Raw genomic sequence first — 23,812 nt, 5'->3', positions numbered from 1 at the left:
CCCAAGTTTTACCGCAGATCTGCTACTAAGGTAGTTAGTGAGGGTGGAGGCTTTGACGTGAAATGAGTACATTTGCAGAGCGAGTGAAGTAGACGGAAGATGGACGAGCAAACGAAGCAACTGATCATAGATACGGCACGCATTGAGGATGTGGTGTCTGACTTTGTGCAGCTACGGCGCAAGGGGTCGGGCTTTGTGGGGTTGTGCCCATTTCACAAGGATCGTCACCCCTCCTTTATCGTTACTCCGTCCAAGAATATCTGCAAGTGCTTCGCCTGCGGTGCTGGTGGTACGCCTGTCTCCTTCATCATGAAGATACAGAACTGCTCCTTCGTTGATGCGCTACGCTACCTCGCTCAGAAGTACAATATCCCCGTGCCTGAGCGGGAGATGACTGAGGAGGAGCAGCAGCGACAGAATGAGCGTGAGGCGCTTTACCTTGCTAATGAGGTGGCAGCGAAGTTCTTTACCGAGCAGCTCCTCAGCCAGGAGGAGGGTCTGGACGTAGCCTTGCCCTACTTTACGCAACGTGGGGTGCGGTCGGAGGCGATACAGACCTTTGGGCTGGGCTACTCGCCGAGTGATCGACGTGCGCTGGCGAAGTATGTCGAGGAGCATGGCTATGACATGGAGAGCTTTGTGGCGACGGGCCTGCTCTACGCTCCGAGCGAGGGCCGCCCGAGTGCCGACCGCTATCACGAGCGCGTTATATTCCCCATATATAATGTGGGGGGGCGTGTCGTCGGCTTCGGAGGGCGCACGATGCGTAAGGCGGACAAGATCGCCAAGTATATCAATTCGCCCGAGAGCTTCATCTACGACAAGAGCCGTGAGCTATACGGCCTCTATCAGGCTAAGCGCGCCATAGCACAACGGGATCAAGGTATCATCGTCGAGGGTTATCTCGATGTGATCGCCATGCACCAAGTGGGGATAGAGAATGTGGTGGCGACGTCTGGCACGGCGCTTACGGAGAGTCAGATACAACTCTTGCGACGCTTCTCGCGCAATGTGCTGGTGCTCTTTGACGGTGATGAGGCGGGTGTCAAGGCTGCGCTGCGCTCGGTCGATATGCTCCTCGCTGAGGGGATGCAGATCAAGCTCTTAGTGCTACCCGATGGCGAGGATCCCGACGAATTTGTCTCTAAGCGTAGTCGCGCTGAGGTGGAGGAGTACTTTGCAGCGCATCAGCAGGACTTCCTAACCTTCAAGTCTCAGCTCTATGCTCCGCAGATGGCGCAAGATCCACAGCTTAAGACGCAACTGATGCGAGACATCTTGCAGAGCATTGCTACGATCCCCGACAGCCTTGAGCGGATTGTCTACATTCAGCAGATGTCTCAGATGTATGGCGTGGCGGAGGATCTACTCTTGCAGCAGATCAAGCAGGAGCGCTTTAGCCGTGGACGGGTCTATCAGTATGCCCCGCCAGAGGCAGCAACACCTGAGGAGAGCGCCCCCGAGGAGACCCCGCAGGAGGTTTCGCCTCTAGATGCACCGATGAGCAACGAGGCACTGGACTTGATCCGCCTAGTGGTGCGCTACGGGGAACGTATGCTCAAGATATCCGTGCAGGACGAGGAGGCAGACGAGAGTGCAGAGCCTACGGTGATACGGGTCTCTGTGGCCAACTTTGTCTATCAGGAGCTCAAGCAGGATGATATAGTCATCGAGCACCCGCTGGTCAAGCGCATTCTCAACGATAGTAATAAGATGATGCTGGAGGAGCTCGACGTGTCGGGAGGCGAGTCGGAGCGTACGTGTGGTTCCTTCCTCTGTAACTCGGAGATCCCGCAGGTGTCAGCGCTGGCGGTGGATCTCTACGCGACTCCCTACCGCCTCTCTCGCAAGGCCCGCGAAGAGCTACAGATGCCTGATGATGAGAATGAGAAAGTGCCTGACGAATGGGTGCAGGAGATGACCTTTAAGGTGCTATACACCTATAAGTTAGCGTACGCTGAGGAGCGCTGTCAGCAGATTTCGCAGCAGATTCAGACGCTACAGCAGGAGCACCCAGAGGCAGACTACGAGAGCTATCAGCCACTCCTTCAGGAGCTGTCTACATGGCAGGAGATACGTAAGATGCTGGGACAGTTTAGCGGTCAGCGGGTGGTCATTTCGTGAGCTAAAGAAGAGAGTCACCGTTAACCCTTTTACCAAACCTAAAGAAGAAAGTGCCGTCATGCAGTTTGCCGATATATATGGATACCAAGCCCTCAAGCAGCAGTTCGCACATTTGACCCACTCAGGACAGATGCCCCATGCGGTGCTCCTAGAGATCCAGGAGGGCTACCCGGGGCTACACCTAGCGTGGGCCTGGGCGCAGTACATCCAGTGCCAGTCGCCTACGGACGAGGACTCGTGTGGTGCGTGCGCCTCCTGCAAGAAGGTCGCAGCCATCGCTCATCCCGATGTCATCTTCGTCTATCCCGTGGTCAAAGCAGCACAAGACGAGACCCCTACGGAGCGATACTTCGATGAGTGGCGCACCTTCCTCGAGCGGTCACCCTACATTACCGATCAGGACTGGCTTGAAGTGCTGGAGGCGGGCAATAGTCAGCCTGTCATCTATGTGAATGAGATCAATAGTCTCTTGTCTCGTCTCTCGGTTACAACCACTGAAGGGGGCTGGCGCACGATCATCATCTACCAGCCAGAGCGTATGAATGACGCAGCGGCCAACAAACTTCTCAAGTCGCTCGAAGAGCCTCCCGCCGAGACGCTCTTTATCCTTGTGTCGGCACACTCGGATCGTCTCCTAGACACGATCCTGAGCCGTGTACAGCGCTTCGAGCTGCCCCCGATGACGGAGGCAGAGATGAGAGAGGCGCTAACCGCAATGCACCCAGAGCTGGCGACTGATGCACTGGAGGCGATGATTCCCCTAGTGGACGGTAACCTGAGTGATGCGCTACGGTTGCTCGACAGCTCCGCCTCGCAAGACAAACTACAGGAGCTGGCGCAGCAGTGGTACGATGCGACGCTACGAGCCGACATCTTGCGACTGAAGCTTCTCAGTGAGGAGGTGGACAAAGCTGGTCGCGAGGGAGCGGTTGCTTTCCTCAAACTACTGATGCAGCAGGTGGGGCAGCAGTGGCACCGTGCGCTCCGTGGCGAAGCTCGTGTGGGAGAGCTACGAGTCAACAACAAGGCGATGGGTGCCTGCTACAGACTCCTCGAGGAGGCGATGCGAGAGATCCGTGGCAATGTGCTGACAAAGATGGTGCTCTTCGACACGTTCCTGCGGATGCTGCTTGCTTTGCGCAACTAAGACCAGCTACGATGTCAGAGCAGACGTTACGCCATCAGGGACTTGACCTCTTACGGCTCCTCTCGGTCGTGATGGTGATCGGCATCCACACGGCGGGAGGTTACTTTATCGGAGAGGCTTCGCTCGCAGAGCGTTGGCAGGCTGCCCCATGGTATGCGCTTTCGGTGGGAGCGGTGCCACTCTTTGTGATGATGAGCGGAGCCTTCATGCTGTCGTCCGAGAGACAGATCGGGAGCTTGGCACACTTCTACAAGCGTAGGGTAGGGCGCAAGATACTCTTGCCACTAGTTGTTTGGTCTGTGGGCTACTACTTCTGGCACTGTGCGAAGGAGCAGACATGGCTCGCCTTCCAGTGGTATCACTTGTGGTATCTCGTGATGCTGGCGGGGCTCTACGTAGTCACTCCTATGCTGCGTTGGCTCTGCGAGCGGATCGAGCGTAGCGATAGTCCTACCTATGGTGGCAATCGTGGACTACTTATCTTAACGCTCGGGAGCTATCTCGTGGCGCTTACGATAGATGTTTACTACCGCTCGTACGACGTTCGTCAAGTTTGCCTGCTTTGGTGGGTACAGTACCTGCCTTACTTCCTTGCGGGGCATTTGCTCGCTCGCACCGCTAGTCGGTTGCCTAGTAGGAGCTGGCTCTTGACGCTATTCATCGGGAGTATGCTACTACACGGAGCGCTGCTCATTTACGTGCCTTACCAACTATTAGAGCGGGTGGGTGTCAACTTCCAGCCTCTGGTCGTCCTCAAGGTTCTCTCGCTCTTCGCCCTTTGCTATAGCTGGCGTCCCAAGGGTCGGCTCCTTGTCTCGGCAAGTACGCTCTATCCCTACGTGATGGGGATCTACTTAGTTCACTTTGCGGTGCTACAGGTGGTCTTCAAGCTGTTTGAGCTATTCCTCCCTACAGTGACCGCTTGCTTAGTCGTAAGCCTCCCCCTGCGCATCCTGCTCATTGCGCTCATCTCGCTAGGGGTCACCGCCTTGATGCGCAAGGTGCCCCTACTGCGACAGCTTGTTTAGAGGAAAAGCCTTCACAAGAAGGCAATGATTTCGTATCTTTGCGAAGTAACCAATCAATAGAGCAAACCGAATACATATATGTTTAGTGGAATAGTAGAAGGCATGGCGCAGGTGCGTCGCCTAACCCGCGAAGGGAGCAACCTGCACATCACACTCGCTTGTAGCTTTGCCGCAGAGCTACAGATAGATCAGAGCATCGCACACAATGGGGTCTGCCTTACCGTTGTCTCGCTCGAGGAGGGCGGCTACACGGTGACAGCCGTCCAGGAGACGCTGGATCGCAGTAATCTGGGACTCCTGCAGGTGGGCGACTATGTCAATGTGGAGCGTAGCATGATGCTCGGAGGTCGTCTGGACGGTCACATCGTGCAGGGACATGTGGATCAGACGGCTCGTTGTACGGCCATTCGTGAGATGGACGGAAGCCACTACTTTACCTTCGCCTATGAGGTGGATCGTGAAATGATGCGCCAAGGCTATATGACGGTCGAGAAGGGCTCCGTGACGGTCAACGGCGTGAGCCTCACCGTCTGCAATTCGCAGGAAAACTCATTTGAGGTAGCGATCATCCCTTATACGCTGGAGCATACCAACTTCAAGTACTTTAAGGAGGGAAGCGTGGTCAACCTCGAGTTTGACATCTTGGGCAAATACATTGCTCGTCTGCGCTCCTTTGACTAAACCCCTGTAGCTATCTATGAAAGCGGAAGACCTATACGCTCTCTATCGGGAGCGTCAGAGCGATCGAAAGTTTGCCGATCGCCCCGTACCGCAGGAAGTGCTGGAGCGTATCCTGCACAACGCCATGCTGGCGCCCTCAGCGACCAATCAGCAGCCTTGGAGCATCGTCGCAGTCTCCGAGCCAGAGACTGTGCAGCGTGTGGGACAGGCGGTCATCAAGGGGGTGACTAATATGAATAAGTTCGCACTAGAAGCACCCGCCCACCTACTCATCGTGGCAGAGCGGGGACGCTGGATAGCGCGTATGGGTAGCCGCGTGATGGGTGTGGACTACCGCCCCATAGATCTAGGCATCCTCGCAGCGCACATCGTCCTGGCTGCTCAGGCGGAGGGTGTCGGGAGCTGTATCCTTGGCTGGATCAATGACACTGCTCTGCGCAAGGAGCTCGGCATCCCCAGCAACCGCCAGGTAGTCCTAGACATCCTCCTCGGCTACTCGGAGCAGCCGACCCGTGAGAAGAAGCGCAAGCGCCCCGACGAGGTCATCCACTGGAACCAGTGGTGACCAGCTCACTACGAGACACCTCCCGTAAGGCTGTATCATCGCAGGTTCGCTACCCTTTGAATTTCAATAAAAGAGCGCTCTCCACTTAGCAAAGAGCGTAGCGGGATCGAAGGAGGATTTGCTTTTGTCAAAATAATTGCGTTACTTTGCAGTCTGATTGCAGACCCACACCATGATGATGCTAATGGATGGGCTGTGTCATCTCAGAAACATCGTAGAAGTATAAAAGAAATACCACACCGTCATGTCTAAGATATGTCAGATCACCGGTAAGAAGGCTATGGTGGGCAACAATGTCTCCCACTCAAAGCGTCGCACGAAGCGCACCTTTGACGTTAACCTCTTCCGCAAGAAGTTTTATTGGCCAGAGGAGGATCGCTGGATCTCTCTAAAGGTTTCAGCAGCAGGGCTTCGGCTCATCAACCGTGTAGGGCTCAACGAGGCTCTCCGTCGCGCTAGCGATGCTGGCTACCTAAGCATCAAGAGCAAATAAACCACTCACTCCCTAATTACACTGATTTACTATGTCTAAGAAAGGTAAAGGCGATCGAGTACAGGTGATACTCGAGTGCACAGAGCACAAAGAGAGTGGCATGCCAGGCACCTCTCGCTACGTCACCACAAAGAACAGAAAGAATACGACACAGCGTCTAGAGCTTAAGAAGTACAATCCTATCCTCAAGCGCTACACGCTACATCGTGAGATTAAATAATCATCTCTCCCCTTCACTAACTAAATAAGAACTAAGTACAATGGCTAAGAAATCGGTCGCAACCTTTAGAACGGGCGATGGTCGCTCATACTCGAAGGTTATCAAGATGGTCAAGTCGCCTAAGACTGGTGCTTATACCTTCCAAGAGGAGATGGTACCAAATGACCACGTACAGGACTTCCTCAAGAAGTAATCTGAATACGCTATAGAGTCCTACCGTAGAGAGGACGGTGATCCACATCTCTCTACTCGGTGGGCGGACACCATATGGAGAGCATTGACACGCTAGTCGTGTCGATGCTCTCGCTTTGTTTTTAGGGTGGAGCTGTCGGAGGTTAGAGATTGGAGATTAGAAATTAGAGGTTAGAGAGATACGAGTTGCGATTTTGTAGTGAAGATCCTCCTCATTAGGTTGAGCAACTAATGGGGGGGGTAGGAGCATCTACGGAGGAAATCGAGAATCTCCACGGAGCAAATGAAAATTTTCCACGGAACCGGGAAATAAAAGTTCGGAAGAATGAAATGAAACTTCGGAAGAAAGATTTCGAAGTTCCGAAGAATTTTTTCGTTCCTCGGTGAAGGATCAAGAAAAGCTTCGTGGGGATTTCTCAATTCTCGCGGAGCTTTTTTTATTGCGTAGTGAGATGAGTGCTCGAGAAGTGGCGGAATTGTAGGCCTAGAGCGGTAAAGTGATAGGGGAGTCGTCTGATGGCTTAACAACTTCACCGTGTCGTAACATTTTCGTCACAGTGGAATAATCCATTGGGCGTAATATTGCAAGCGAAAAGGGAGATCTAACCTTCCCGATTGTCTCGGTAGGTCCCTCTCTCAGCAACAAACAAACTTACCAATATAACTATGAATAAGAGTACACTCCAGGCTTTAGTCCTCATCCCCATCGCTCTCATGACTGCCAGTTGCGCTGGCAAAGGTGGGCGTGTGACCCAGCTTGACGCTGCGGGAGCGACCTTCCCGCTACCTTATTATACCGAGGCCTTCAAAGCTTATGAGGAGCTGTCGGGGATACATGTTAACTACGGTGCCGTGGGTAGTGGCGGTGGTATCCGTAGCCTCAAGGATGAGGTGGTTGACTTTGCCGCTTCTGACGCCTTCCTCTCGGATGAGGAGCTGGCGGAGATGCCTCGCGAGGTGATCCACATACCGACCTGCATGGGCGCCGTCGTCATCGCATACAATTGTCCCGAGATCACCTCCTTACAGCTCACGGGTGAGATCATAGCAAACATTTATCTAGGCAAGATAACCCGCTGGAATGACCCCGCTATCGCTGCGATCAACCCTGACCAAAAGCTCCCCGACAAGGAGATCTCACCCGTCTATCGCTCTGATGGTAGTGGCACGACGAATGTCTTCAGCGACTATCTGACGAAGGTGAGCCCCGACTGGGCTGCGCAGATCGGTACGGGCAAGTCGCTCAAGTGGCCTACGGGTATGGCTGCAAAGGGCAATCCAGGTGTCGCAGGCGTGATCGCTCAGACGGATGGGGCACTCGGCTATGTGGGTAGCGAGTACAGCTTTTCGCTAGATATACCGACAGCAAAGGTGCAGAATCAGGCGGGAAACTTTGTCCTCCCCTCACTCGAGTCAATCTCTGCGGCAGCTGCTGGCGAGGTGGCCCCCGATACACGACAGATGATCACCAACTCGGCGCACCCTGAGGCTTATCCTATCAGTTGCCTCACCTGGCTCATCACTTACAAGGATCTTAGCTACAGCAACCACTCAGAGGCTGAGGCTACCGAGACGGCTCGTCTACTCAACTGGATGCTAAGTGATAAGGCGCAAGCGATCACTTCGCAGATCCACTTCGCTCCGCTATCGCCTGAGATGCTCGCTGCAGCCAAGGCACAGCTAGCTCAGCTAACCTATGGCGGTAATCCGATAGACTTAACTAGCTCTCCTAAGGAGTAGCTCCCTATATACACCTGAAAAACAAAAAAAGGAGACTGCTACCGTCTCTGTAGCAATCTCCTCACACCAAAAGAAGAACGTCTCTCCTCCCCCTCTCAACAGTAGTGCCGTCTGGATAGCTCCGATGACTTAGTGAGTCGCATCCGACCTGTACCGCTCTCTATTCGGAGGAGAGATGTCTCTTTACCTTTCACACCTACTATTCAAACAGTATGTCCACCCTCGTCCGTAAAGCGTCACGCCCCATCGGAGACAAGATCTTCCGAGGTCTACTCATGAGCTCTGGGCTCCTCGTGCTACTGATCTGCCTAGCGATGCTGATCAGTCTGATTAGTAACAGCATGGAGGCCTTTAGTGAGTTTGGCTTCTTTCGCTTCATCTGCTCCTCCGAGTGGGACCCCACGGCTGGGCGGGAGCAGTATGGGGCGTTGCCCTTTATCGTGGGGACCGTGGTCACCTCGATACTAGCCTTGATCCTCTGCGTCCCCTTCTCACTACCGGTGGCACTCTTCATCGGAGAGTACTTCAAGGGGAAGCGCATCGCAGGCGTCATACGTTCGCTGACGGACCTGCTGGCGGGCATTCCCTCTATCGTGTACGGTCTGTGGGGCTTCTACACCCTTCGTCCGCTCATTGACATGATCGATGGACCGCAAGGCAATGGCTACGGGATCCTCACTTCGGTGCTCATACTGACCATTATGATCATCCCCTACGCCTCGTCACTCACGGCGGAGTTTGTCATGCTTACGCCGAAGTCGCTCAAGGAGGCAGCTTACAGTCTCGGAGCCACCCGCACGGAGGTGATCGGATCGGTCATCCTACCCAACGCACGGAGCGGGATCATCGCAGCGTACATCCTCGCTTTGGGACGAGCGCTCGGCGAGACGATGGCGGTGACCATGCTGATCGGCAATACGGACAAGGTGCCCACATCGCTCTTTGACACGGGACAGAGTATGGCTTCGCTGATTGCTAATCAGTTCAACGAGGCACACGGGCTCAAACTCAGTTCGCTCATAGCGATCGCACTCGTCCTTTTCCTGATCACTGCCATTATCAATGGCATTGTGAAGATTATCCTAAACAAGCAACGAGCTTAACCGACCATGGCATCACTCAAAGTAAGACAGGGCTGGGACCGTACGGTCTATCTAGTCAATATCGTACTCGCCTGCATTACCGTCATACCGCTCTTTCTCATCATCGGTAAGATCGTCATGGAGGGGTATGAGCAGATCAACTGGGACTTCTTCACCAAGACGGCACCGACAGCTGTCGAGGCGATGATGGCTAAGCGCGCTAACACGATCGAAGGCTCTCGCACGATACTCCCAGGCGGTATCGCTAATGGTATCGTCGGCACGCTCCTCATGACCTTTGTAGCCTCTATCATCGCTATCCCCATAGGTCTCCTAGGTGGTATCTATCTTTCGGAGAATAGATCGTCACACCTCGCCAGTGTAGTACGCTTTGTCACGGACCTACTACAAGGCACTCCCTCGATCGTCATCGGTATCATCGTCTACGCTTGGATCGTACTACCGATGCGGGGCTACTCGGCTCTAGCTGGTGCTGTGGCTCTAGCGATCATGATGTTACCGCTCATCATACGCTCTACGGAGGAGACGCTGGCGCGACTGCCTAAGTCCTTCAAAGAGTCGGCGCTCGCTCTCGGTTGCTCCTATCGCAAGATGGTACTTAAGATCCTTCTTCCCTCTGCCATGGGTGGTTTGCTGACAGGTATCCTGCTAGCTGTGAGTCGTATCATCGGCGAGACGGCACCGCTCATCATGACGGCTCTGGGCAGTGCCCGCATATCGTGGACGCTCGACACCCCTTCGTCAGCTGTGCCGCTACTCATCTGGGAGTTTTACAGTGATCCCAACCTTCAGGAGCTGATATGGAGCTCGTCGCTCTTCCTCTTGCTCCTAGTACTCCTTCTAAACTTTATCGCCAAGCGTATCTCCGCTCGGACACGCTACTAGTAACCTCTTTTTGTCAAAAGCATGACTCTAAACGCTATACAGACGACAACGCCCGACGTGGTCCTCCAGCTAGACAACGTAAGCATCTGGTACACTTCTGAGAAGAGTGCCGTGACCAATGTCTCGGCGGAGATCCACGACCATGAGATCACCGCCATCATGGGACCCAGTGGTTGTGGCAAGAGTACCTTGCTACGAGCCATCAACCGCATGCACGAGCTTTACCCCGGTATACGTACCGACGGGCGCATCCTCCTGCAGGGGGAAAACATCTTAGAGAAAGACCCGATGGTCGTCCGTCGTATGGCGGGGATGGTCTTTCAGCAGCCGAATCCCTTCCCGACGATGAGCATCGCTGACAATGTGATGGCGGGCTACAAGCTCAACGGTATCAAAGTCTCCAAGGCGCAGCGCGAAGAGATCCTGACCAGCTCTCTGCAGTCGGTCGGACTCTGGGAGGAGGTCAAGGACAGACTGGACAAGCGTGGCTCCTTCCTCTCGGGCGGACAGCAACAGCGGCTCTGTATCGCTCGTGCTTTGGCACTACGTCCTCGGCTTCTACTGATGGACGAGCCGACCTCCGCACTAGACCCGATAGCGACCAATCGCATCGAGGAGCTGATCTTAGAGCTTAAGAAGGAGATAGCCATCCTCATCGTCACGCACAATATGGGGCAGGCAGCGCGCATATCCGACCGCTCTATGTTTATGTACCTTGGCGAGCTGGTCGAGTATGACCGCACCGACAAGATGTTTACCAACCCCAGCGATCAGCGCACCGAGGACTACCTACAGGGCAACTTCGGATAAAACGTTGTAACTTAGATCTGCCGTACAGACAGACACATAATCAAGTAAAAAACGAAACTGTCACAGCCTATGTCACCCAATATGGATCACCACGTCGTCCTGATCAAGGAAGACTTCAACGTACTCAACAAAGTGATCGCTCGCCAAGTCGAGGCGATACAGCTTCTCCTCAGCGGGATCGTCGAGCCTGAGGCTTACGAGCACATTGAGATGAACGAAACCATCATAGATAGCCTAGAGGTCAAGATAAGGAGCGAAGTCATCAACGGGATCATCCTCTACGCTCCTCGTGCCTCTGAGGCGAGGCGTATGTTTGCCCTGCACGATATGACCAGCTACCTAGAGCGCATCGGTGATCTACTGCTCAATGTGGCCAACTTCACCCGTGCGATTGATATGGGCAATGGGCTGTACCTACAGTATGCCGACACGCTTCGTGAGATGCTTGCTGAAACCTATAGGATGGTTACAGATGCGGTCACATCGTTCTTCGCTGGTGACTCCGAGCTTTCACGCAGTGTCATCGGTCGAGACACGCATATAGACGATCTGCACTACCAAATCAACGATTCGCTACCCCAAGCCTTACTAGACACTGAGCAAAGTCCCGACGTAGACTCCATACAGGCTTCACTGGCGATCAGCAGCATAGCCTACAATCTGGAGCGTATCGGTGACAATGCGACAAACATTGCCGAGGCGGCCATCTTCCATTCAGAAGGAAAGAACCTGCTCCACGCTAAGAGCCAAAAAGTAGAGATCCCCACCGAACAAGAGCTAGAGAATTATGGACAAGAAGAAGTTTAAGCTCCTCATCGTCGATGACGAGGAGGATCTCCGCGAGATACTTACCTTCAACCTCGCCAGCGAGGGATATCAAGTCTCCACGGCTGCCAATGCTGAGGAGGCGCTCAAGATGCCACTTGAAGAGTACCACCTGCTTATCCTCGACGTGATGATGCCTGGGATGAACGGCTTCAAGCTCGCTGAACTCATACGACGGGATAAGAAGCTCACCACGCCGATCATCTTCCTCACTGCTAAGGGAACAGAAAACGATCTCCTCACTGGCTTTAACATCGGAGCCGATGACTATATGGCGAAGCCCTTCTCCATCAAGGAGCTACAAGCACGCATTCAGGCTATCCTCATGCGCTTCTTGCAGAGCGGACCAGATTTTGGCGAGAGCCAGATAGAGATCGGCACGCTCCTCATTGATCTAGATGCCAAGCAGGTCTTCGTCCATGGGGAGCTTATCGAGCTAACTAAGAAAGAGCTTGAGATCCTCGTCTTATTGGCACGAGATCCAGGCAAAGTCTTCTCCCGTGAGGAGATCCTCGACCGAGTATGGCGCGAAGACGTCTTCGTCTTGGAGCGCACCATTGACGTACATATTACCCGCATTCGCAAGAAGCTACGCAGTGGCGGGATCAAGATCATCAACCGCTCAGGCTTCGGCTATTGCCTCGTCGAGGAGGAGCCCCAGTAGTCCCACGCTTACACCATCTACCGTCCTACTATGAGCCAGTACAACTATAAGTCCAAAGTCTTTATCTCCGCAACGCTACTATTTATCCTCTTTGGTGGCATCATCTACTTCGTACAGCGTGCCTCCGAAAAGGAGATCAAGACCAAAGCCCTCGAGGAATACCTCGAGCAGGCCACCGATTGTGTTAATAGCTACATCATAGACTACACGACACACCCTCAGAAGCGACAGCCAGACACGCTCTCTAACTTTAGCCACTTACCTGATCCACAAGCTCTAGGACACTTCTTGGCTTACCTCCCGAACAAGTTGCGCTTTACGATCATCAACCTGAGGGGCGATGTCTACTTTGACAACTTTACCCAGGGACCTATCCCTGAGAACCACCTCTCACGTGCAGAGCTACAGCAGGCCAATCTCCATGGCACTGGCACCTCCAAGCGCTATAGCGAAACGCTCGGGGAGGACTTCTACTACTTTGCGAAGGAGTACCAAGATCAGGGATACTACATTCGTGTTGCCATACCTTATCATATAGACTATGTCAACTACTTTCGCTCCAATCACTTCTTCCTCCTCCTCATTGTCGGCATCTTTAGTCTAGCTCTGCTGGCAGTGGTCTTCTTTACCGACCAGTTCTCCCGCTCAGTGCGTAAGCTTCATGACTTTGTGGCGAAGGCACAGGCTGGAGGGGAGTACGAGTCGGTCACCTTCCCCAAGAGTGAAATCGGAGAGCTAGGAGAGCAGCTTAAGAAGACCTTTAAGATGCTCGAAGAGAGCAAAACCCGCTACGAGATCGAGCGCGAGAAGCTCATACAGCACTTCGCTAGCTCCGACGCTGGCATATCTTTCTTTAGTGCGGAGCGCAAGTTTATCTATGCCAATAGCCACTTCATACAGAATCTCAACACCCTCGTCGACACCCCCACCTTTATCATCGATGAGCGCATCCTCGACTACCCAGAGCTTTATCAGGTCAAGACCCTTCTAGCTGGTATAGAGTCCGATTCAGATACTGCTCCCCGCTCCACACGATACATCATCGACAGGGACGGCTCGCACCTAGAGGTACGCGCTCAGCTCTTCCCGGACAATAGCTTTGAGGTCGTCCTAACCAATGTGACTAAGAAGGAAAACGATCGTCGCCTCAAGCACGACATGACTAATAGTATAGCCCACGAATTGCGCACCCCAGTCACTTGTGCTCGTGGTTACCTTGAGACAATCCTCAACCAGCCACTTCCAGAGGAGAAGCAGCGCTACTTCATCGAGCGTACTTACAATCAGATGATACGTCTCTCGCAGCTCATCAGTGACGTCTCTATGATCACCAAGCTGGAGGAGGCGAGCGACCTCTACGCTCTGCAGGAGCTCACTCCATACAGTGTCGTCGAGGAGGTCAAAGCGGCTCTAGAGATCAAGCTCCAAGAGGCGCAGATGACCATCTGTAATCGGATCCCTGTGCAGACCACCGTACAGGCGAATCACTCGCTACTCTACGCTGTCTTTGCCAATCTGACGGAGAATAGTATCCGCTACGCTGGCACTGGCACCACCATAGAGATCGAGCAGACGATGGAGGACGAGCGGTACTACTACTTCACCTTTGCTGACAACGGTCCTGGCATCCCTGAGAGCGAGAGCCTAGCTAAGATCTTCGACCGCTTCTACCGCATCGATGGCGGACGCAGTCGTGAGATGGGCGGATCGGGACTAGGGCTCTCCATAGTACGCAATGCTATCCGCTTCCATGGTGGAGAGATCTCGGCAAAGAACAGACCCACGGGAGGACTTGAGTTCTTCTTTTCGCTAGCCAAGAGTGCACCCGACAAGACGCCTCGTGAGCATTAGTTAAAGATTGCCTCTCCTATCCGACCAATATTCGCACTATTCGTGTGAAGGGATGCTATCCAAATTTGTAAAGCAAACCAGCTGACATCAATCCTTCCTGAGGAAATTGGTAAACTTCAGCGAGCAAACGAAAATTCCCCACGGAACCGGGAAATAAAAGTTCGGAAGAATGAAATGAAACTTCGGAAGAAAGATTTCGAAGTTCCGAAGAATTTTTTCGTTCCTCGCTGGCCATCCCAAGATCTCCACGGAGGAATTGTCCAATTTCCTTGATAGTGCGTAGATGAAGGCATTCCGTAGTAAAGCTTCCATCCTTGGGAAAAAACATTTCCTCCCTTGGGAAACTAAATTTCCAAGGGAGGAAACACTTTGGCGCCTTAACAAGACGGCTCCACGCTTCGCTTCTGACTCCTATCAGGGGTGCTAGAGTAGAGTAACTCTAGGAGAGGAGCGTCTTGTAGTAGCGATGATTCGGCATTTGTGTTTGCCAGCCAGCTTTACTTAGGACTTTTCTGAACCACCTGCATCTCTAGGTAGTAAACAGACTCCTGAAGCTGGGTGCAATAGATGGAGCCCCACATAGGGCCCTCGGGGAACTGAGTCATGTTGTACCCCTCGAAGTTGAGCTGTCCACTCTTCTTGAAAGCAGATGGTTTCAGCTGCTCAGTGAAGCCATACAGTGTCAGGATGTCCTTGAGTAGCTTAATGTCTTCAGCTGAACCCTCATGGGCGGCCTTGACTATATCCTTCTTGAAGATAGGCTTGGACCAGCAGTCGAAGTAGACATCACCCTTCTTGTAGTGATAGAAGAGGCGCTCGATGAGTCGGCTGTCTGTGTAGCCAGTATCGTTTCTAGGAGCCAGCATGGTGAGCATTCTGTGATCCTCCTCGGTGTCATCCTTGAAAAAGGTCCAGCCGTACTGCTCATTTGCCTTTCTCAGGCTGGCACGGTTCTCATCTTTGGCTAGCTCATCAGTCAGGACGGGAAGATAGATAGGCATTATCTTCTTGTCGCTAGAGACTTTACCGAGATAGCGAGTTGCTTCGGTCGTTTTCTGTTGCTCGGGCTCGCACTCTTGATTGCAAGAGCTGAAGAGCGTAAGTGTGGCTAGTGCTACTAGGAGCACATAGACTTTTTGCTTCATCATAGGATGCTTATTGTTTAGTGAATTATTCTCTGTTGCAAAGATACTTGTTTTAGATGACAAGACAACTAACCTCAGTGGAGCTACTCTAGGTGACGCTCGGCGTGGTAGGAGGAGCGTACGAGAGGACCGCTCTCGACATGGCGGAAGCCTTTGCCCAGGGCTATCTCCCGAAGCTCGGTAAAGCGGTCGGGATGCACATACTCCTGCACAGGATAGTGACGACGAGTCGGCTGGAGGTATTGACCGAGCGTGAGGATACTACACTGGACCTGACGCAGATCGTCCATCGTCTCGAGGATCTCCTCCTGCGTCTCTCCGAGACCGAGCATCAGTCCCGTCTTAGCGGGCAGCCCCGCCTCAGCAATCTGTGCCAAGACAGAGATACTGCAGTCATAAGTAGCTCGGCTACGCACGATGGGGGTGAGCCGTCGCACGGTCTCCATGTTGTGCGCCACCACCTCGGGACGCTCCTGTAGGATTGGAGCAATGAGCTCCGCCTGACCATCGAAGTCTGGTATCAGTACTTCGATCGTGACACTTGGGCAGAGCTCACGTATCTGTCGTATCGTCTCGACCCAGTGGGCACTGCCCTTGTCGGGTAGGTCGTCGCGATCCACACTGGTGACCACCGCATGCTTGAGCCCTAGCGCACGGACACTCTCGGCTACATGACGAGGCTCCGCTGGGTCTAGCGGTAGCGGACGACCTGTCTCTGTATTGCAAAACTTACAAGCGCGTGTACAGACCGCCCCTCCGATCATAAAGGTAGCGGTACCTCGTGACCAGCACTCACCTTGATTGGGGCAGCGCCCGCTCGTGCAGATGGTGTGCAGGCAATGCTTCTGCAGCACCGCACGCGTCTCGTCATAAGTTACATCGCTACCAAGCTTGATCTTGAGCCACTCAGGCTTGCGTATGTGGGGTTGCTTCATCAGCTCTTACTACTTCAGCTTACGATCGAGGAACTCGATGATGCGACTGTAGAGGTGCTGTCTATTGTTGCCCCCATAGATGCTGTGATCCTTGTCCGTGTAGGTTGCCATCTCAAAGGGTATGTCCGCCTTGACCAGCTCGGTGGCTAGACGCATCGTGTTTTGCAGATGCACATTGTCATCAGCCGTGCCGTGGATGACCAGCAGTTCGCCATGGAGGTTGTGCGCGATAGAGAGGACTGAAGAAGCCTCGTAGCCCTTGTTATTAACCTGCGGTGTCGCCATAAAGCGCTCTGTATAAACTGTGTCGTAAAAGCGCCAGTCGGTCACAGGAGCCACTGCTACACCAGCACGAAAGACTTTGCCACGGCAGAGCGACATGAGCGTATTGTATCCACCGAAACTCCAGCCGAAGATAGCGATGCGACTTCCATCGATATAGTTAAACTGCTTGGGTAGCGCCTCAGCAGCTGCTATCTGGTCGCTACTCTCGCGCAGACCTAGCTCACGATAGGTGCACTTGCGCCATTCGGTGCCACGCCCACCAGTGCCACGTCCGTCCACACAGACTACGACGTAGCCTGCCTGTGCGAGCGCATACTCCCAGCCGATGTAAAACTGATCCAGTACCTCCTGCGAGTCGGGACCGCTGTACTGGTGCATCACCGTGGGGTAACGCTTGCTCGCATCAAAGTGTGGCGGGCGGATCATCCAGCCGTGGAGCGTACGCCCAGGAGCCACCTCAATGGTGAAGAACTCCTTGTCATTGTAGTCATACCCCTTGAGCTTAGCGACCAGCTGTGCATTGTCTTCGAGCGTACGGATCACCTTCCCCTCCTTGGTCGTGCGGATTGTCGTGATAGCTGGTGTCTTAGCATTGCTATAGCTATTGATGAAGTAGCTGTAGTCCTGAGTAAAGCTAGCGCGATTGATGCCAGCCTCTCCCGCTAAGACGGTCGTCTTACCCCGCGGGGTCGTCTTGAGGACACGTCGCTGAGTAGGCGTCTGGTCGGCAGCCTGGTAGTAGACATTGCCCTCACTGTCACAACCGTAGAAGTTGATGATGTCCCAGTTGCCCTGCGTCAGGCGCTTCTGTAGCGCTCCATTCGTGCCGTACTTGTAGAGCTGTGTAGATCCATCGCGCTCGCTCAGCATGACGATGCCATCGGGGACGAAGCGCATGGAGTTGATGAACTCATTGTTGATATATCGTGGATCTTGCTCACGAAGGGTCAGACGAGGCGTGCGGCTCTTCGGGTTGATGCGATAGACCTTGAGGTCGTTCTGCAGGCGATTGATCGTGACGGCTGCTAGATCGCTACCCCAACCAGTGAAGACGATGCGGGGTATGTAGCCGTCAGCGTCTAGCGGTAGATCCACACGGTCGGTGCGCTTGAGATCAAGGTTGTAGAGGTGTAGCGATACGGTCGAGTTTTGCTCGCCCACCTTCGGATACTTGTAGACATAGTCCGTGGGGTAGAGGTCATCCCCGTAGATAGGCATTGAGTAAGCCTTGACCTGGCTCTCGTCACTGCGTACGAAGGCTAGGAAGTCGCTCTGGGGGCTCCACTCCATCAGGCGTGTCGTGCTAAACTCCTCTTCGTATACCCAGTCGGTGGTACCGTTGATTACCTCGTTGCGCTTTCCTTCTGTAGTGACCTGTACCTCAGAGTTGAAGTCAAACTTCTTGATAAATATGTTGTTGTCCCTGACGAAAGCAACCATCCGCCCATCAGGACTAAAGGTGGGGATCATAATGTCGCCCTCGGTGAGTGGCTCGCAAAGGTTACGGCGCACATCGTAGTGGGTGGCACGTAGCGTGTAGGAGCGCCGGTAGATCGGCTTGATGTCGGTATAGATCAGGATATGATGTCCCGAGGGGGCTATGTCGTAGTCCCAGATCGCCTTGATGTCGCACTCACGCGCCTTGGCAATGTCAAAGAGCGTATCGACAGCCCGCCCCGTAGCGTACTCGTACTTGACGATGCGCTGGTAGTCGTCGCTGATGAGCGTGTAGTGCTTGCCGTCAGGTAGAGAGCGAAAGCCGTTTCCAGCGCCACGAGCTGCAAAAGCGCCTGATGTGACCTCTGGTAAAGTGATCTCACGTTGCTGCTGGGCGACGAGTGTGAGCGAGCAGAGGAGTGCGAGGGTGGTAAAGAGTGTGCGGATACGCATGGGGAAGAGGTTAGAGATTAGAAGTGAGAGATTAGAGGTAAGGTCATAGCGTAGACCTTGAGTGAAGGTCTACGCTATGGCAAGATGTCGTGCGGGGTTACTTGCGCTTGAAGGTGAGGCTGGGCTGACCCGAAGCGTCGTGCGTAGAGTAGAGCATGAGCTTGTTGGAGCCACTCATACGGAAGGTCTTAGCCTCCTCTAGCGATGCTAGGAAGATACGCTCGTACATTAGTCTGTCGCAAGCCATCAGTGTGGACGTTATATCACCGATCTTGATGCGACCGTCAGAGTAGACGAGGCACTCAGCACCGTAGCTATTGCAGGCAGCTCGTCCTGAGATTCGGCCTTTACTGATATTGATGTTGGCCGTTTGGATAGCATCCTTATTGACCTTAATACCATCCATATGGGTGAGTACCCAAGAGCTACCATCGAGTGTAGCTAGATTGACGTCGTTACTGCTCTTACAGGTACCACAGCTGACGCAGAGTAGAGAGGTCAGCAGGAGTAGTGCTACAAAATAGATTCTCTTCATAGTGATTCGTTTTGCAATTGGTTATTTCATTAGTACTGTGATAGAGACAGATGCTCTACCGCTATGGGTGTGTCAAAGAATATAGAAGCCGTACGGGAGAAACGCTCCGTCTGCTCCGTCGTGTAGTAGCGTGTCGTACCACCACGTGTTAGCTGCGCCTCCATCTCGGGGTGTCGTACGAGGTACTCTTCGAGAGACTTAGCTACTAGTTCGCCCTGAGCCACAACCTTGATCGAGGGGGTGAGCAGGCGCTGTATCTTAGGCATCAGAATAGGGTAGTGGGTACAGCCGAGGATGATCGTGTCGATCTTCTCGTCCTGTGCCAAGAGACGCTCCAAGTGCTTGCGCACGAAGAAGTCGGTCCCTGGGCTATCACTCTCGCCTGTCTCTACGATCGGCACCCAAAGCGGACAAGCCTCCTGCACGACGGTCATGTCGGGGTAGAGCTTGTGTATCTCAGCTACATAGCTCTCGCTAGAGACGGTGCCCTCAGTGGCTAGGATACCCACATGCTTAGTGCCCGTGAGTGTGTCGATGCACTCGACTGTCGGGCGAATGATCCCCAGCACACGACGACGCATGGAGCCACCGTCAAGCTTGGGCAGATCCTCTTGCTGTATCTGTCGGAGCGCCTTCGCTGAGGCGGTGTTGCAGGCGAGGATGACTAGGGGACAACCTAGGTCAAAGAGCTTCTCAACGGCCTCTCTCGTAAATTGGTAGACGACATGCATAGACCGCGAGCCGTAGGGCGAGCGCGCATTGTCGCCGAGATAAACGAAGTCGTACTGAGGTAGCTGCTCACGTAGCTTACGCAGGATGGTCAATCCTCCGTACCCTGAGTCAAATACCCCGATGGGACCCTCTATCTGTTGCATCGATTGTACTATAGTTTATAGTGTCTAGCTTGGGAAATGGGAGCAACTCTCGCAACTCCACTCCAAAGGTACGAAAAAGAAGTTAGAGGTTAGAGATTAGAAGTTAGAGATTAGAGGTTAGAGGAACTAATATCCCTCGGAGCACTAGTGGCGCTAGAGAGAATTGAGTCTCTATGTAACAGCCAGCCGTTGACAGCCGATCACCGCCACTCAGCCCAGAGCTCCGAGGAAATCGAAATTGCCTCGGTGGAAAATGAGAATCCTTCACGGAGGAATAAAAAGATTCATCGGAACTTCGAAATCTTTCTTCCGAAGTTTCATTTCATTCTTCCGAACTTTTATTTCGGCCCTCGGTGAAGAAAATTCATTTCCTCCCTGAGAAAACGAAAATAGCCACGGAGATCTCTGAGTGACTCGTCTTAGCGGACAACACAATCGGCGAAAAGGATTGGAGGGCGAAGCGAAAAAGCCCCAAAGGAGGTCAAAACTTCCTTTGGGGCTGCCTAATTGATTGGTTTATAAGGCCTAGTGGGCGACGACTACACGTCGGCTTCCTAGCGCAGTATTGAGAATGTAGGCACCACTGGGTAGATGTGCTAGGCTAATCTGTAGCTGGCCACTGGCTGAGGTGACCGCCTCTAGTAGTCGCTCACCTTGTAGCGTGTAGAGCGTCACGGAGCTGGTCGCAGGAAGCCCCACGACGGTCATCTGATCCCGTACGGGCATCGGATAGATTGCCCAGTCACTTTGCATTGCCTCCGCAGGCGTATCAATGGCCGTATAAGCATTCCCCTGCTGATCGGTGACGGTCCAGCCACGCTGTGCTGCCAGTGCTACCTGCTCTGGGGTGCAGATGCTGCCCTCGAGGTCAGGTCTAGAGGTGTCGATGAGTGCTATGGTACCAGGTGTGGTCGCTGAGCGGTCGGGTAGTGACTGTAGCATCTCGGTCATCGCCTCACCTCTTATCTTGCTGTGGCATATGGATACGTGCTGTAAGAGGGGAGAGGCGTGAGAGAAGTCGGCCGCGATAATTCCCGTGGAACTGTCTGTCTGGTCAAACTCTAGGGAGCTGAAAGCTCCAATGATGGCGGTACGACCATCGCTAGCTCTACCGTTGATATGGTAGACTCCATCTTTTTGTGACATCCCCGTGAGGCTCAGTCCATTGAGGCGAATCATACTGGGTGTTGCTACATTGACCTTGAGAGGGTATGCACGGTCAGACTCCTTCTCTAGTGAGACGTAGTGCTCCTCGTCAATGGCTGGTGAGAGCTGGTCTACAATAGCTATGGGGAGGTTCAGCTCGCCTTCTTTTTCTCCATATCTATTGACTCCGAAGTCCTCAACTATGTCGTACAGCTGGACGATGAGGTAGTAGTCAGAGCCTTTTGCCACATCTGTCCACTGAGAGGACTTTATAGTGTACTGCTTCGTCTCCCCTCTCTTGAGGGTCTCTATGTAGCCTTGACCTTCATGTCTGATGGAGTCACTATCTTTTAGATTAGTCTGTACGAGTGCCCACTGAATGAGCATCCTGCCTCTTGAGAGTTTGCCCAGATTGCTCACCTCAAAGGTCATATCGTGAACTCCTGGGGCATACTCTATAGCTCCCGTTAGAGAGCGCTGAGCGACACACTTGAGAGAGGATGCCTTGTAGATGGGGTCTTTGGCTGGGAGTACCTCTAGACACTGTCGGGAGCGTATGATGTAGTCTTGATCGCTACCATCGGCATCTATGTAGCTTCCCTTGAGGAGTATGTTGCCCTTGGTGCCAGCGGGGAGCGATAGTCTGGGGACCTTGAGGGGAATCTCTTGCTTTACCTGTGGACTCAACAATGCGGAGGGCGTTCCTAGGAAGGTGTGGTCACCCTTCATATCCTCAAAGTAGCAGTCCCATGACGAGAAGTACTCCTCCTGGCTTAGGTTGTCAATGAAGAGTGTGACCGAGCTCCTGCTGTAGCCACGTAAGTCAGACGTTTTGATTTCGGACAAAGCTAGTCTAGGCTTCATCTGGGGGGACGTGCAGTGAGCCTTGCCGTCTGAGTCAAAGGTGACTGTCACCTCAGAGACACCACCATTGTAGTGGCGTACGGGGATGAGCTTACCGCCATTGCCAGCGTAGGCGAGCGTCACAACGTAGCTCGCATTCTGTGTGGGTAGACCTAGGTCTCTGAGGTCAACGGAGGGAACGGGGTGTAGGCTTTTCTCAGAGTAGATATAGTAGTTGTGAAACTCTAGCTCTTGCTCCTCACTGAGTGCTCCGTATTTACTCTGTGCTCCCTCCTGAGTTGGTGTGATGGCGAGGCAGAGCTGCGTCTTGTACTGGACGGCAGAGCCCAGCTCGAGGACGACATCTTTGAGCGCAATCGTCTTATTGTCATCGCATGACACGGCTAGGGCAAGTGCTGATATATCCTCACTGACGGTGCGCTCCGAAGACCCGTCACGGTCGGGCTCTATGCCGATCATGATCTCCTGCAGGTTGTTGTACCCATCATAGGAGGTTCCGCCACCAGTACCTAGCGTCCTAGGCGTGATAGCATAGAGGAGGAAGAATCCGTCCGCCATACCGTTCCACCCGAAGTTGATGTGGAAGTATCCATTCTGCCGATAGCCATCGCAGACGAAGGCGTGTCCTACGGTGCTACTGGCTCCAGCGTAGTAGACGGGGCGCTCCTCGTTGAGCTCCTTGGCAATGATGTCCATCCAGTCAGCAATCTTGTAGTTCATGCGGTTGAGTAGCTGGATGTTTTTGCTGTACTTGAGGTATTGGCTTAATCCCTCCTTAGGGTATTGCGAGAAGGTGCCACTACCCGCAGGACTATACTGCATGTGTGAGAGGACACCGACGTGATAGCATAGCGTAGAGAGCGCATCGGTCACATCTTGTGGCTCATACCGATTAGGGCGTTTAGGCATTTTTGCCCAGTTGTAGGTAGTCTGAGAGAAGTCAACACGATGCTCGGTGCCGTCCTTCTCCTTATACTCGCAGATCCCCACACCCTTGTCATCAGGCCACTGGTGATAGCGAAGGATCTGTGAGAGAGCCGTTGCGACACACCCTACGACAGACTGACCTCCATTCTTGTAGGGGCAGTGCGTATTGAAGGGGTAATCTTGTCCCCACTGAATGCGATCGAGAAGAGGGTTTACGCCTTCCGGACGTAGCTGTGAGGTGCGGGGCATCACTACGGGCTTGCCTTGCGCTACCAAGTATTGTAGAGAGGCTCGCACCTGAGCGAGAAAGGAGGCGATGTGCTCTGGCTGCTCCTCATCAGGAAGGAAGGCCCCAGCGTCGGCATAGGCGATTACCTCGGGGAGTAGATCATCGCCCGAGACCATCACGTAGCCTCTTTCGGTACCTATATTATATACGTAGTATGCGGTGGCTTGATCTTGCACGGTCGGAGCCATCATCTGATGACGTACGGTCATACCATCGGTGTCTGCGGAGGGGGCTGACACGAGCGTTAGCAAAGGCGTAGTGCCAGAGCGTAGAGAGGCTAGCTCACTACTGCTAAGTCGTTGTATAGTATATTGCTCGGCTATGAGTCGAGCCTGCGTCTCTGTACGAGGTTTAGCCCACAGCGTGCTCATAGAGAGGATCACGCTTAAGGCTAGGAAGAAGAAGCGTTGGGTCATATGGTTACAGCGTTTTGTCTAAGGAAGCAAAAGTAGTACAATTTCCCTACACGACAGCCCGTCCAACTCATCAAAAACATACCTTATAGTAGGTATTTTTGTGCGTGTTGGCTATTGATTTTCTCGAAAAATAAAACTATCTTTGTTATAGGTATTACTCTTAAAGCTTAAAACGAT

Annotated in this window: 21 protein-coding genes; 15 read left to right on the top strand and 6 right to left on the bottom strand. The window is 53.3% G+C overall.

What is annotated here, in order from left to right; all coding sequences use genetic code 11:
* The first annotated feature begins 99 nt into the window (after positions 1-99).
* The 15 genes from dnaG (at position 100) to PORUE0001_RS08355 (ending at position 14,328) form a co-directional block, all read left to right on the top strand.
* Positions 100-2,124 carry a DNA primase gene (dnaG, locus tag PORUE0001_RS08420; RefSeq protein ID WP_007365994.1) on the top strand — a complete coding sequence of 675 codons (2,025 nt, stop codon included), beginning with the start codon at positions 100-102 and terminating at the stop codon, positions 2,122-2,124.
* 58 nt (positions 2,125-2,182) lie between these two features.
* Positions 2,183-3,271 (top strand): ATP-binding protein, encoded by a 1,089-nt coding sequence (locus tag PORUE0001_RS08415; protein WP_007366039.1) that lies wholly within the window; start codon positions 2,183-2,185, stop codon positions 3,269-3,271.
* 11 nt (positions 3,272-3,282) lie between these two features.
* Complete coding sequence (locus tag PORUE0001_RS08410) at positions 3,283-4,299, top strand: acyltransferase (protein ID WP_007366004.1); 1,017 nt, start codon at positions 3,283-3,285, stop codon at positions 4,297-4,299.
* 78 nt (positions 4,300-4,377) lie between these two features.
* Positions 4,378-4,980, top strand: coding sequence for a riboflavin synthase (locus tag PORUE0001_RS08405; protein WP_007366047.1), 603 nt, complete (start codon positions 4,378-4,380; stop codon positions 4,978-4,980).
* A 16-nt stretch (positions 4,981-4,996) separates the two neighbouring features.
* A complete protein-coding gene (locus PORUE0001_RS08400) occupies positions 4,997-5,545 on the top strand; it encodes a nitroreductase family protein (RefSeq protein ID WP_007366051.1) in 549 nt (182 codons plus the stop codon).
* Between the two features lie 244 nt (positions 5,546-5,789).
* On the top strand, positions 5,790-6,038 hold the full coding sequence (rpmB, locus tag PORUE0001_RS08395; RefSeq protein WP_004331861.1) for a 50S ribosomal protein L28: 249 nt from the start codon (positions 5,790-5,792) through the stop codon (positions 6,036-6,038).
* Between the two features lie 31 nt (positions 6,039-6,069).
* Positions 6,070-6,258 carry a 50S ribosomal protein L33 gene (gene rpmG, locus PORUE0001_RS08390; protein WP_007366007.1) on the top strand — a complete coding sequence of 63 codons (189 nt, stop codon included), beginning with the start codon at positions 6,070-6,072 and terminating at the stop codon, positions 6,256-6,258.
* Between the two features lie 40 nt (positions 6,259-6,298).
* Positions 6,299-6,451 (top strand): DUF4295 domain-containing protein, encoded by a 153-nt coding sequence (locus PORUE0001_RS10180; protein WP_004331849.1) that lies wholly within the window; start codon positions 6,299-6,301, stop codon positions 6,449-6,451.
* A 665-nt stretch (positions 6,452-7,116) separates the two neighbouring features.
* Positions 7,117-8,190: a phosphate ABC transporter substrate-binding protein PstS gene (pstS, locus tag PORUE0001_RS08385; protein ID WP_007366060.1), complete on the top strand. Its 1,074-nt coding sequence runs from the start codon at positions 7,117-7,119 to the stop codon at positions 8,188-8,190.
* A gap of 212 nt (positions 8,191-8,402) precedes the next feature.
* A complete protein-coding gene (gene pstC / locus PORUE0001_RS08380) occupies positions 8,403-9,293 on the top strand; it encodes a phosphate ABC transporter permease subunit PstC (RefSeq protein ID WP_007365998.1) in 891 nt (296 codons plus the stop codon).
* 6 nt (positions 9,294-9,299) lie between these two features.
* Entirely contained in the window at positions 9,300-10,178 is an 879-nt protein-coding gene (gene pstA, locus PORUE0001_RS08375) for a phosphate ABC transporter permease PstA (RefSeq protein ID WP_007366031.1), read from the top strand.
* A 21-nt stretch (positions 10,179-10,199) separates the two neighbouring features.
* The gene (pstB, locus tag PORUE0001_RS08370; protein ID WP_007366017.1) at positions 10,200-10,988 is read left to right on the top strand and encodes a phosphate ABC transporter ATP-binding protein PstB; all 789 of its coding nucleotides are present in this window, start codon (positions 10,200-10,202) and stop codon (positions 10,986-10,988) included.
* 69 nt (positions 10,989-11,057) lie between these two features.
* Entirely contained in the window at positions 11,058-11,795 is a 738-nt protein-coding gene (locus PORUE0001_RS08365) for a phosphate signaling complex PhoU family protein (protein WP_007365985.1), read from the top strand.
* Positions 11,776-12,477: a response regulator transcription factor gene (locus PORUE0001_RS08360; protein WP_007366027.1), complete on the top strand. Its 702-nt coding sequence runs from the start codon at positions 11,776-11,778 to the stop codon at positions 12,475-12,477. Before PORUE0001_RS08365 ends, PORUE0001_RS08360 begins: the two co-directional genes overlap by 20 nt.
* Before the next feature lie 30 nt (positions 12,478-12,507).
* Positions 12,508-14,328 carry a sensor histidine kinase gene (locus PORUE0001_RS08355; protein WP_007366059.1) on the top strand — a complete coding sequence of 607 codons (1,821 nt, stop codon included), beginning with the start codon at positions 12,508-12,510 and terminating at the stop codon, positions 14,326-14,328.
* Between the two features lie 497 nt (positions 14,329-14,825).
* On the opposite strand, the gene PORUE0001_RS08345 is transcribed toward PORUE0001_RS08355, so the two are convergent.
* The 6 genes from PORUE0001_RS08345 to PORUE0001_RS08320 form a co-directional block, all read right to left on the bottom strand.
* Positions 14,826-15,476 (bottom strand): hypothetical protein, encoded by a 651-nt coding sequence (locus tag PORUE0001_RS08345; RefSeq protein WP_007365984.1) that lies wholly within the window; start codon positions 15,474-15,476, stop codon positions 14,826-14,828.
* An 80-nt stretch (positions 15,477-15,556) separates the two neighbouring features.
* Positions 15,557-16,408 carry a lipoyl synthase gene (lipA, locus tag PORUE0001_RS08340; protein WP_007366034.1) on the bottom strand — a complete coding sequence of 284 codons (852 nt, stop codon included), beginning with the start codon at positions 16,406-16,408 and terminating at the stop codon, positions 15,557-15,559.
* A gap of 9 nt (positions 16,409-16,417) precedes the next feature.
* Positions 16,418-18,583: a S9 family peptidase gene (locus tag PORUE0001_RS08335; RefSeq protein ID WP_007365990.1), complete on the bottom strand. Its 2,166-nt coding sequence runs from the start codon at positions 18,581-18,583 to the stop codon at positions 16,418-16,420.
* 97 nt (positions 18,584-18,680) lie between these two features.
* Positions 18,681-19,118, bottom strand: a complete 438-nt coding sequence (locus PORUE0001_RS08330; protein WP_007366052.1) for an META domain-containing protein — start codon at positions 19,116-19,118, stop codon at positions 18,681-18,683.
* 29 nt (positions 19,119-19,147) lie between these two features.
* Positions 19,148-19,993, bottom strand: a complete 846-nt coding sequence (gene murI / locus PORUE0001_RS08325; protein ID WP_007366000.1) for a glutamate racemase — start codon at positions 19,991-19,993, stop codon at positions 19,148-19,150.
* A gap of 525 nt (positions 19,994-20,518) precedes the next feature.
* Positions 20,519-23,635, bottom strand: a complete 3,117-nt coding sequence (locus PORUE0001_RS08320) for a thiol protease/hemagglutinin PrtT (RefSeq protein ID WP_007366037.1) — start codon at positions 23,633-23,635, stop codon at positions 20,519-20,521.
* Between the last annotated feature and the right edge of the window lie 177 nt (positions 23,636-23,812).

The organism is Porphyromonas uenonis 60-3 (assembly GCF_000174775.1).
GTDB classification, from domain to species: Bacteria; Bacteroidota; Bacteroidia; order Bacteroidales; family Porphyromonadaceae; genus Porphyromonas; species Porphyromonas uenonis_A.
Note: the sequence above shows the minus strand (reverse complement) of the source record. Positions and strands in the feature narration are given on the sequence as shown.

Bases quoted from the DNA above. Each gene is read 5' to 3' on its own strand.
- rpmB (WP_004331861.1), top strand. From the start codon at position 5,790: ATGTCTAAGATATGTCAGATCACCGGTAAGAAGGCTATGGTGGGCAAC.
- PORUE0001_RS08355 (WP_007366059.1), top strand. From the start codon at position 12,508: ATGAGCCAGTACAACTATAAGTCCAAAGTCTTTATCTCCGCAACGCTA.
- pstS (WP_007366060.1), top strand. From the start codon at position 7,117: ATGAATAAGAGTACACTCCAGGCTTTAGTCCTCATCCCCATCGCTCTC.
- PORUE0001_RS08365 (WP_007365985.1), top strand. From the start codon at position 11,058: ATGTCACCCAATATGGATCACCACGTCGTCCTGATCAAGGAAGACTTC.
- murI (WP_007366000.1), bottom strand. From the start codon at position 19,993: ATGCAACAGATAGAGGGTCCCATCGGGGTATTTGACTCAGGGTACGGA.
- PORUE0001_RS08330 (WP_007366052.1), bottom strand. From the start codon at position 19,118: ATGAAGAGAATCTATTTTGTAGCACTACTCCTGCTGACCTCTCTACTC.
- pstA (WP_007366031.1), top strand. From the start codon at position 9,300: ATGGCATCACTCAAAGTAAGACAGGGCTGGGACCGTACGGTCTATCTA.
- PORUE0001_RS08320 (WP_007366037.1), bottom strand. From the start codon at position 23,635: ATGACCCAACGCTTCTTCTTCCTAGCCTTAAGCGTGATCCTCTCTATG.
- dnaG (WP_007365994.1), top strand. From the start codon at position 100: ATGGACGAGCAAACGAAGCAACTGATCATAGATACGGCACGCATTGAG.
- PORUE0001_RS08410 (WP_007366004.1), top strand. From the start codon at position 3,283: ATGTCAGAGCAGACGTTACGCCATCAGGGACTTGACCTCTTACGGCTC.
- PORUE0001_RS08415 (WP_007366039.1), top strand. From the start codon at position 2,183: ATGCAGTTTGCCGATATATATGGATACCAAGCCCTCAAGCAGCAGTTC.
- PORUE0001_RS08405 (WP_007366047.1), top strand. From the start codon at position 4,378: ATGTTTAGTGGAATAGTAGAAGGCATGGCGCAGGTGCGTCGCCTAACC.
- rpmG (WP_007366007.1), top strand. From the start codon at position 6,070: ATGTCTAAGAAAGGTAAAGGCGATCGAGTACAGGTGATACTCGAGTGC.
- PORUE0001_RS08345 (WP_007365984.1), bottom strand. From the start codon at position 15,476: ATGATGAAGCAAAAAGTCTATGTGCTCCTAGTAGCACTAGCCACACTT.
- PORUE0001_RS08335 (WP_007365990.1), bottom strand. From the start codon at position 18,583: ATGCGTATCCGCACACTCTTTACCACCCTCGCACTCCTCTGCTCGCTC.
- PORUE0001_RS10180 (WP_004331849.1), top strand. From the start codon at position 6,299: ATGGCTAAGAAATCGGTCGCAACCTTTAGAACGGGCGATGGTCGCTCA.
- pstB (WP_007366017.1), top strand. From the start codon at position 10,200: ATGACTCTAAACGCTATACAGACGACAACGCCCGACGTGGTCCTCCAG.
- PORUE0001_RS08360 (WP_007366027.1), top strand. From the start codon at position 11,776: ATGGACAAGAAGAAGTTTAAGCTCCTCATCGTCGATGACGAGGAGGAT.
- PORUE0001_RS08400 (WP_007366051.1), top strand. From the start codon at position 4,997: ATGAAAGCGGAAGACCTATACGCTCTCTATCGGGAGCGTCAGAGCGAT.
- pstC (WP_007365998.1), top strand. From the start codon at position 8,403: ATGTCCACCCTCGTCCGTAAAGCGTCACGCCCCATCGGAGACAAGATC.
- lipA (WP_007366034.1), bottom strand. From the start codon at position 16,408: ATGAAGCAACCCCACATACGCAAGCCTGAGTGGCTCAAGATCAAGCTT.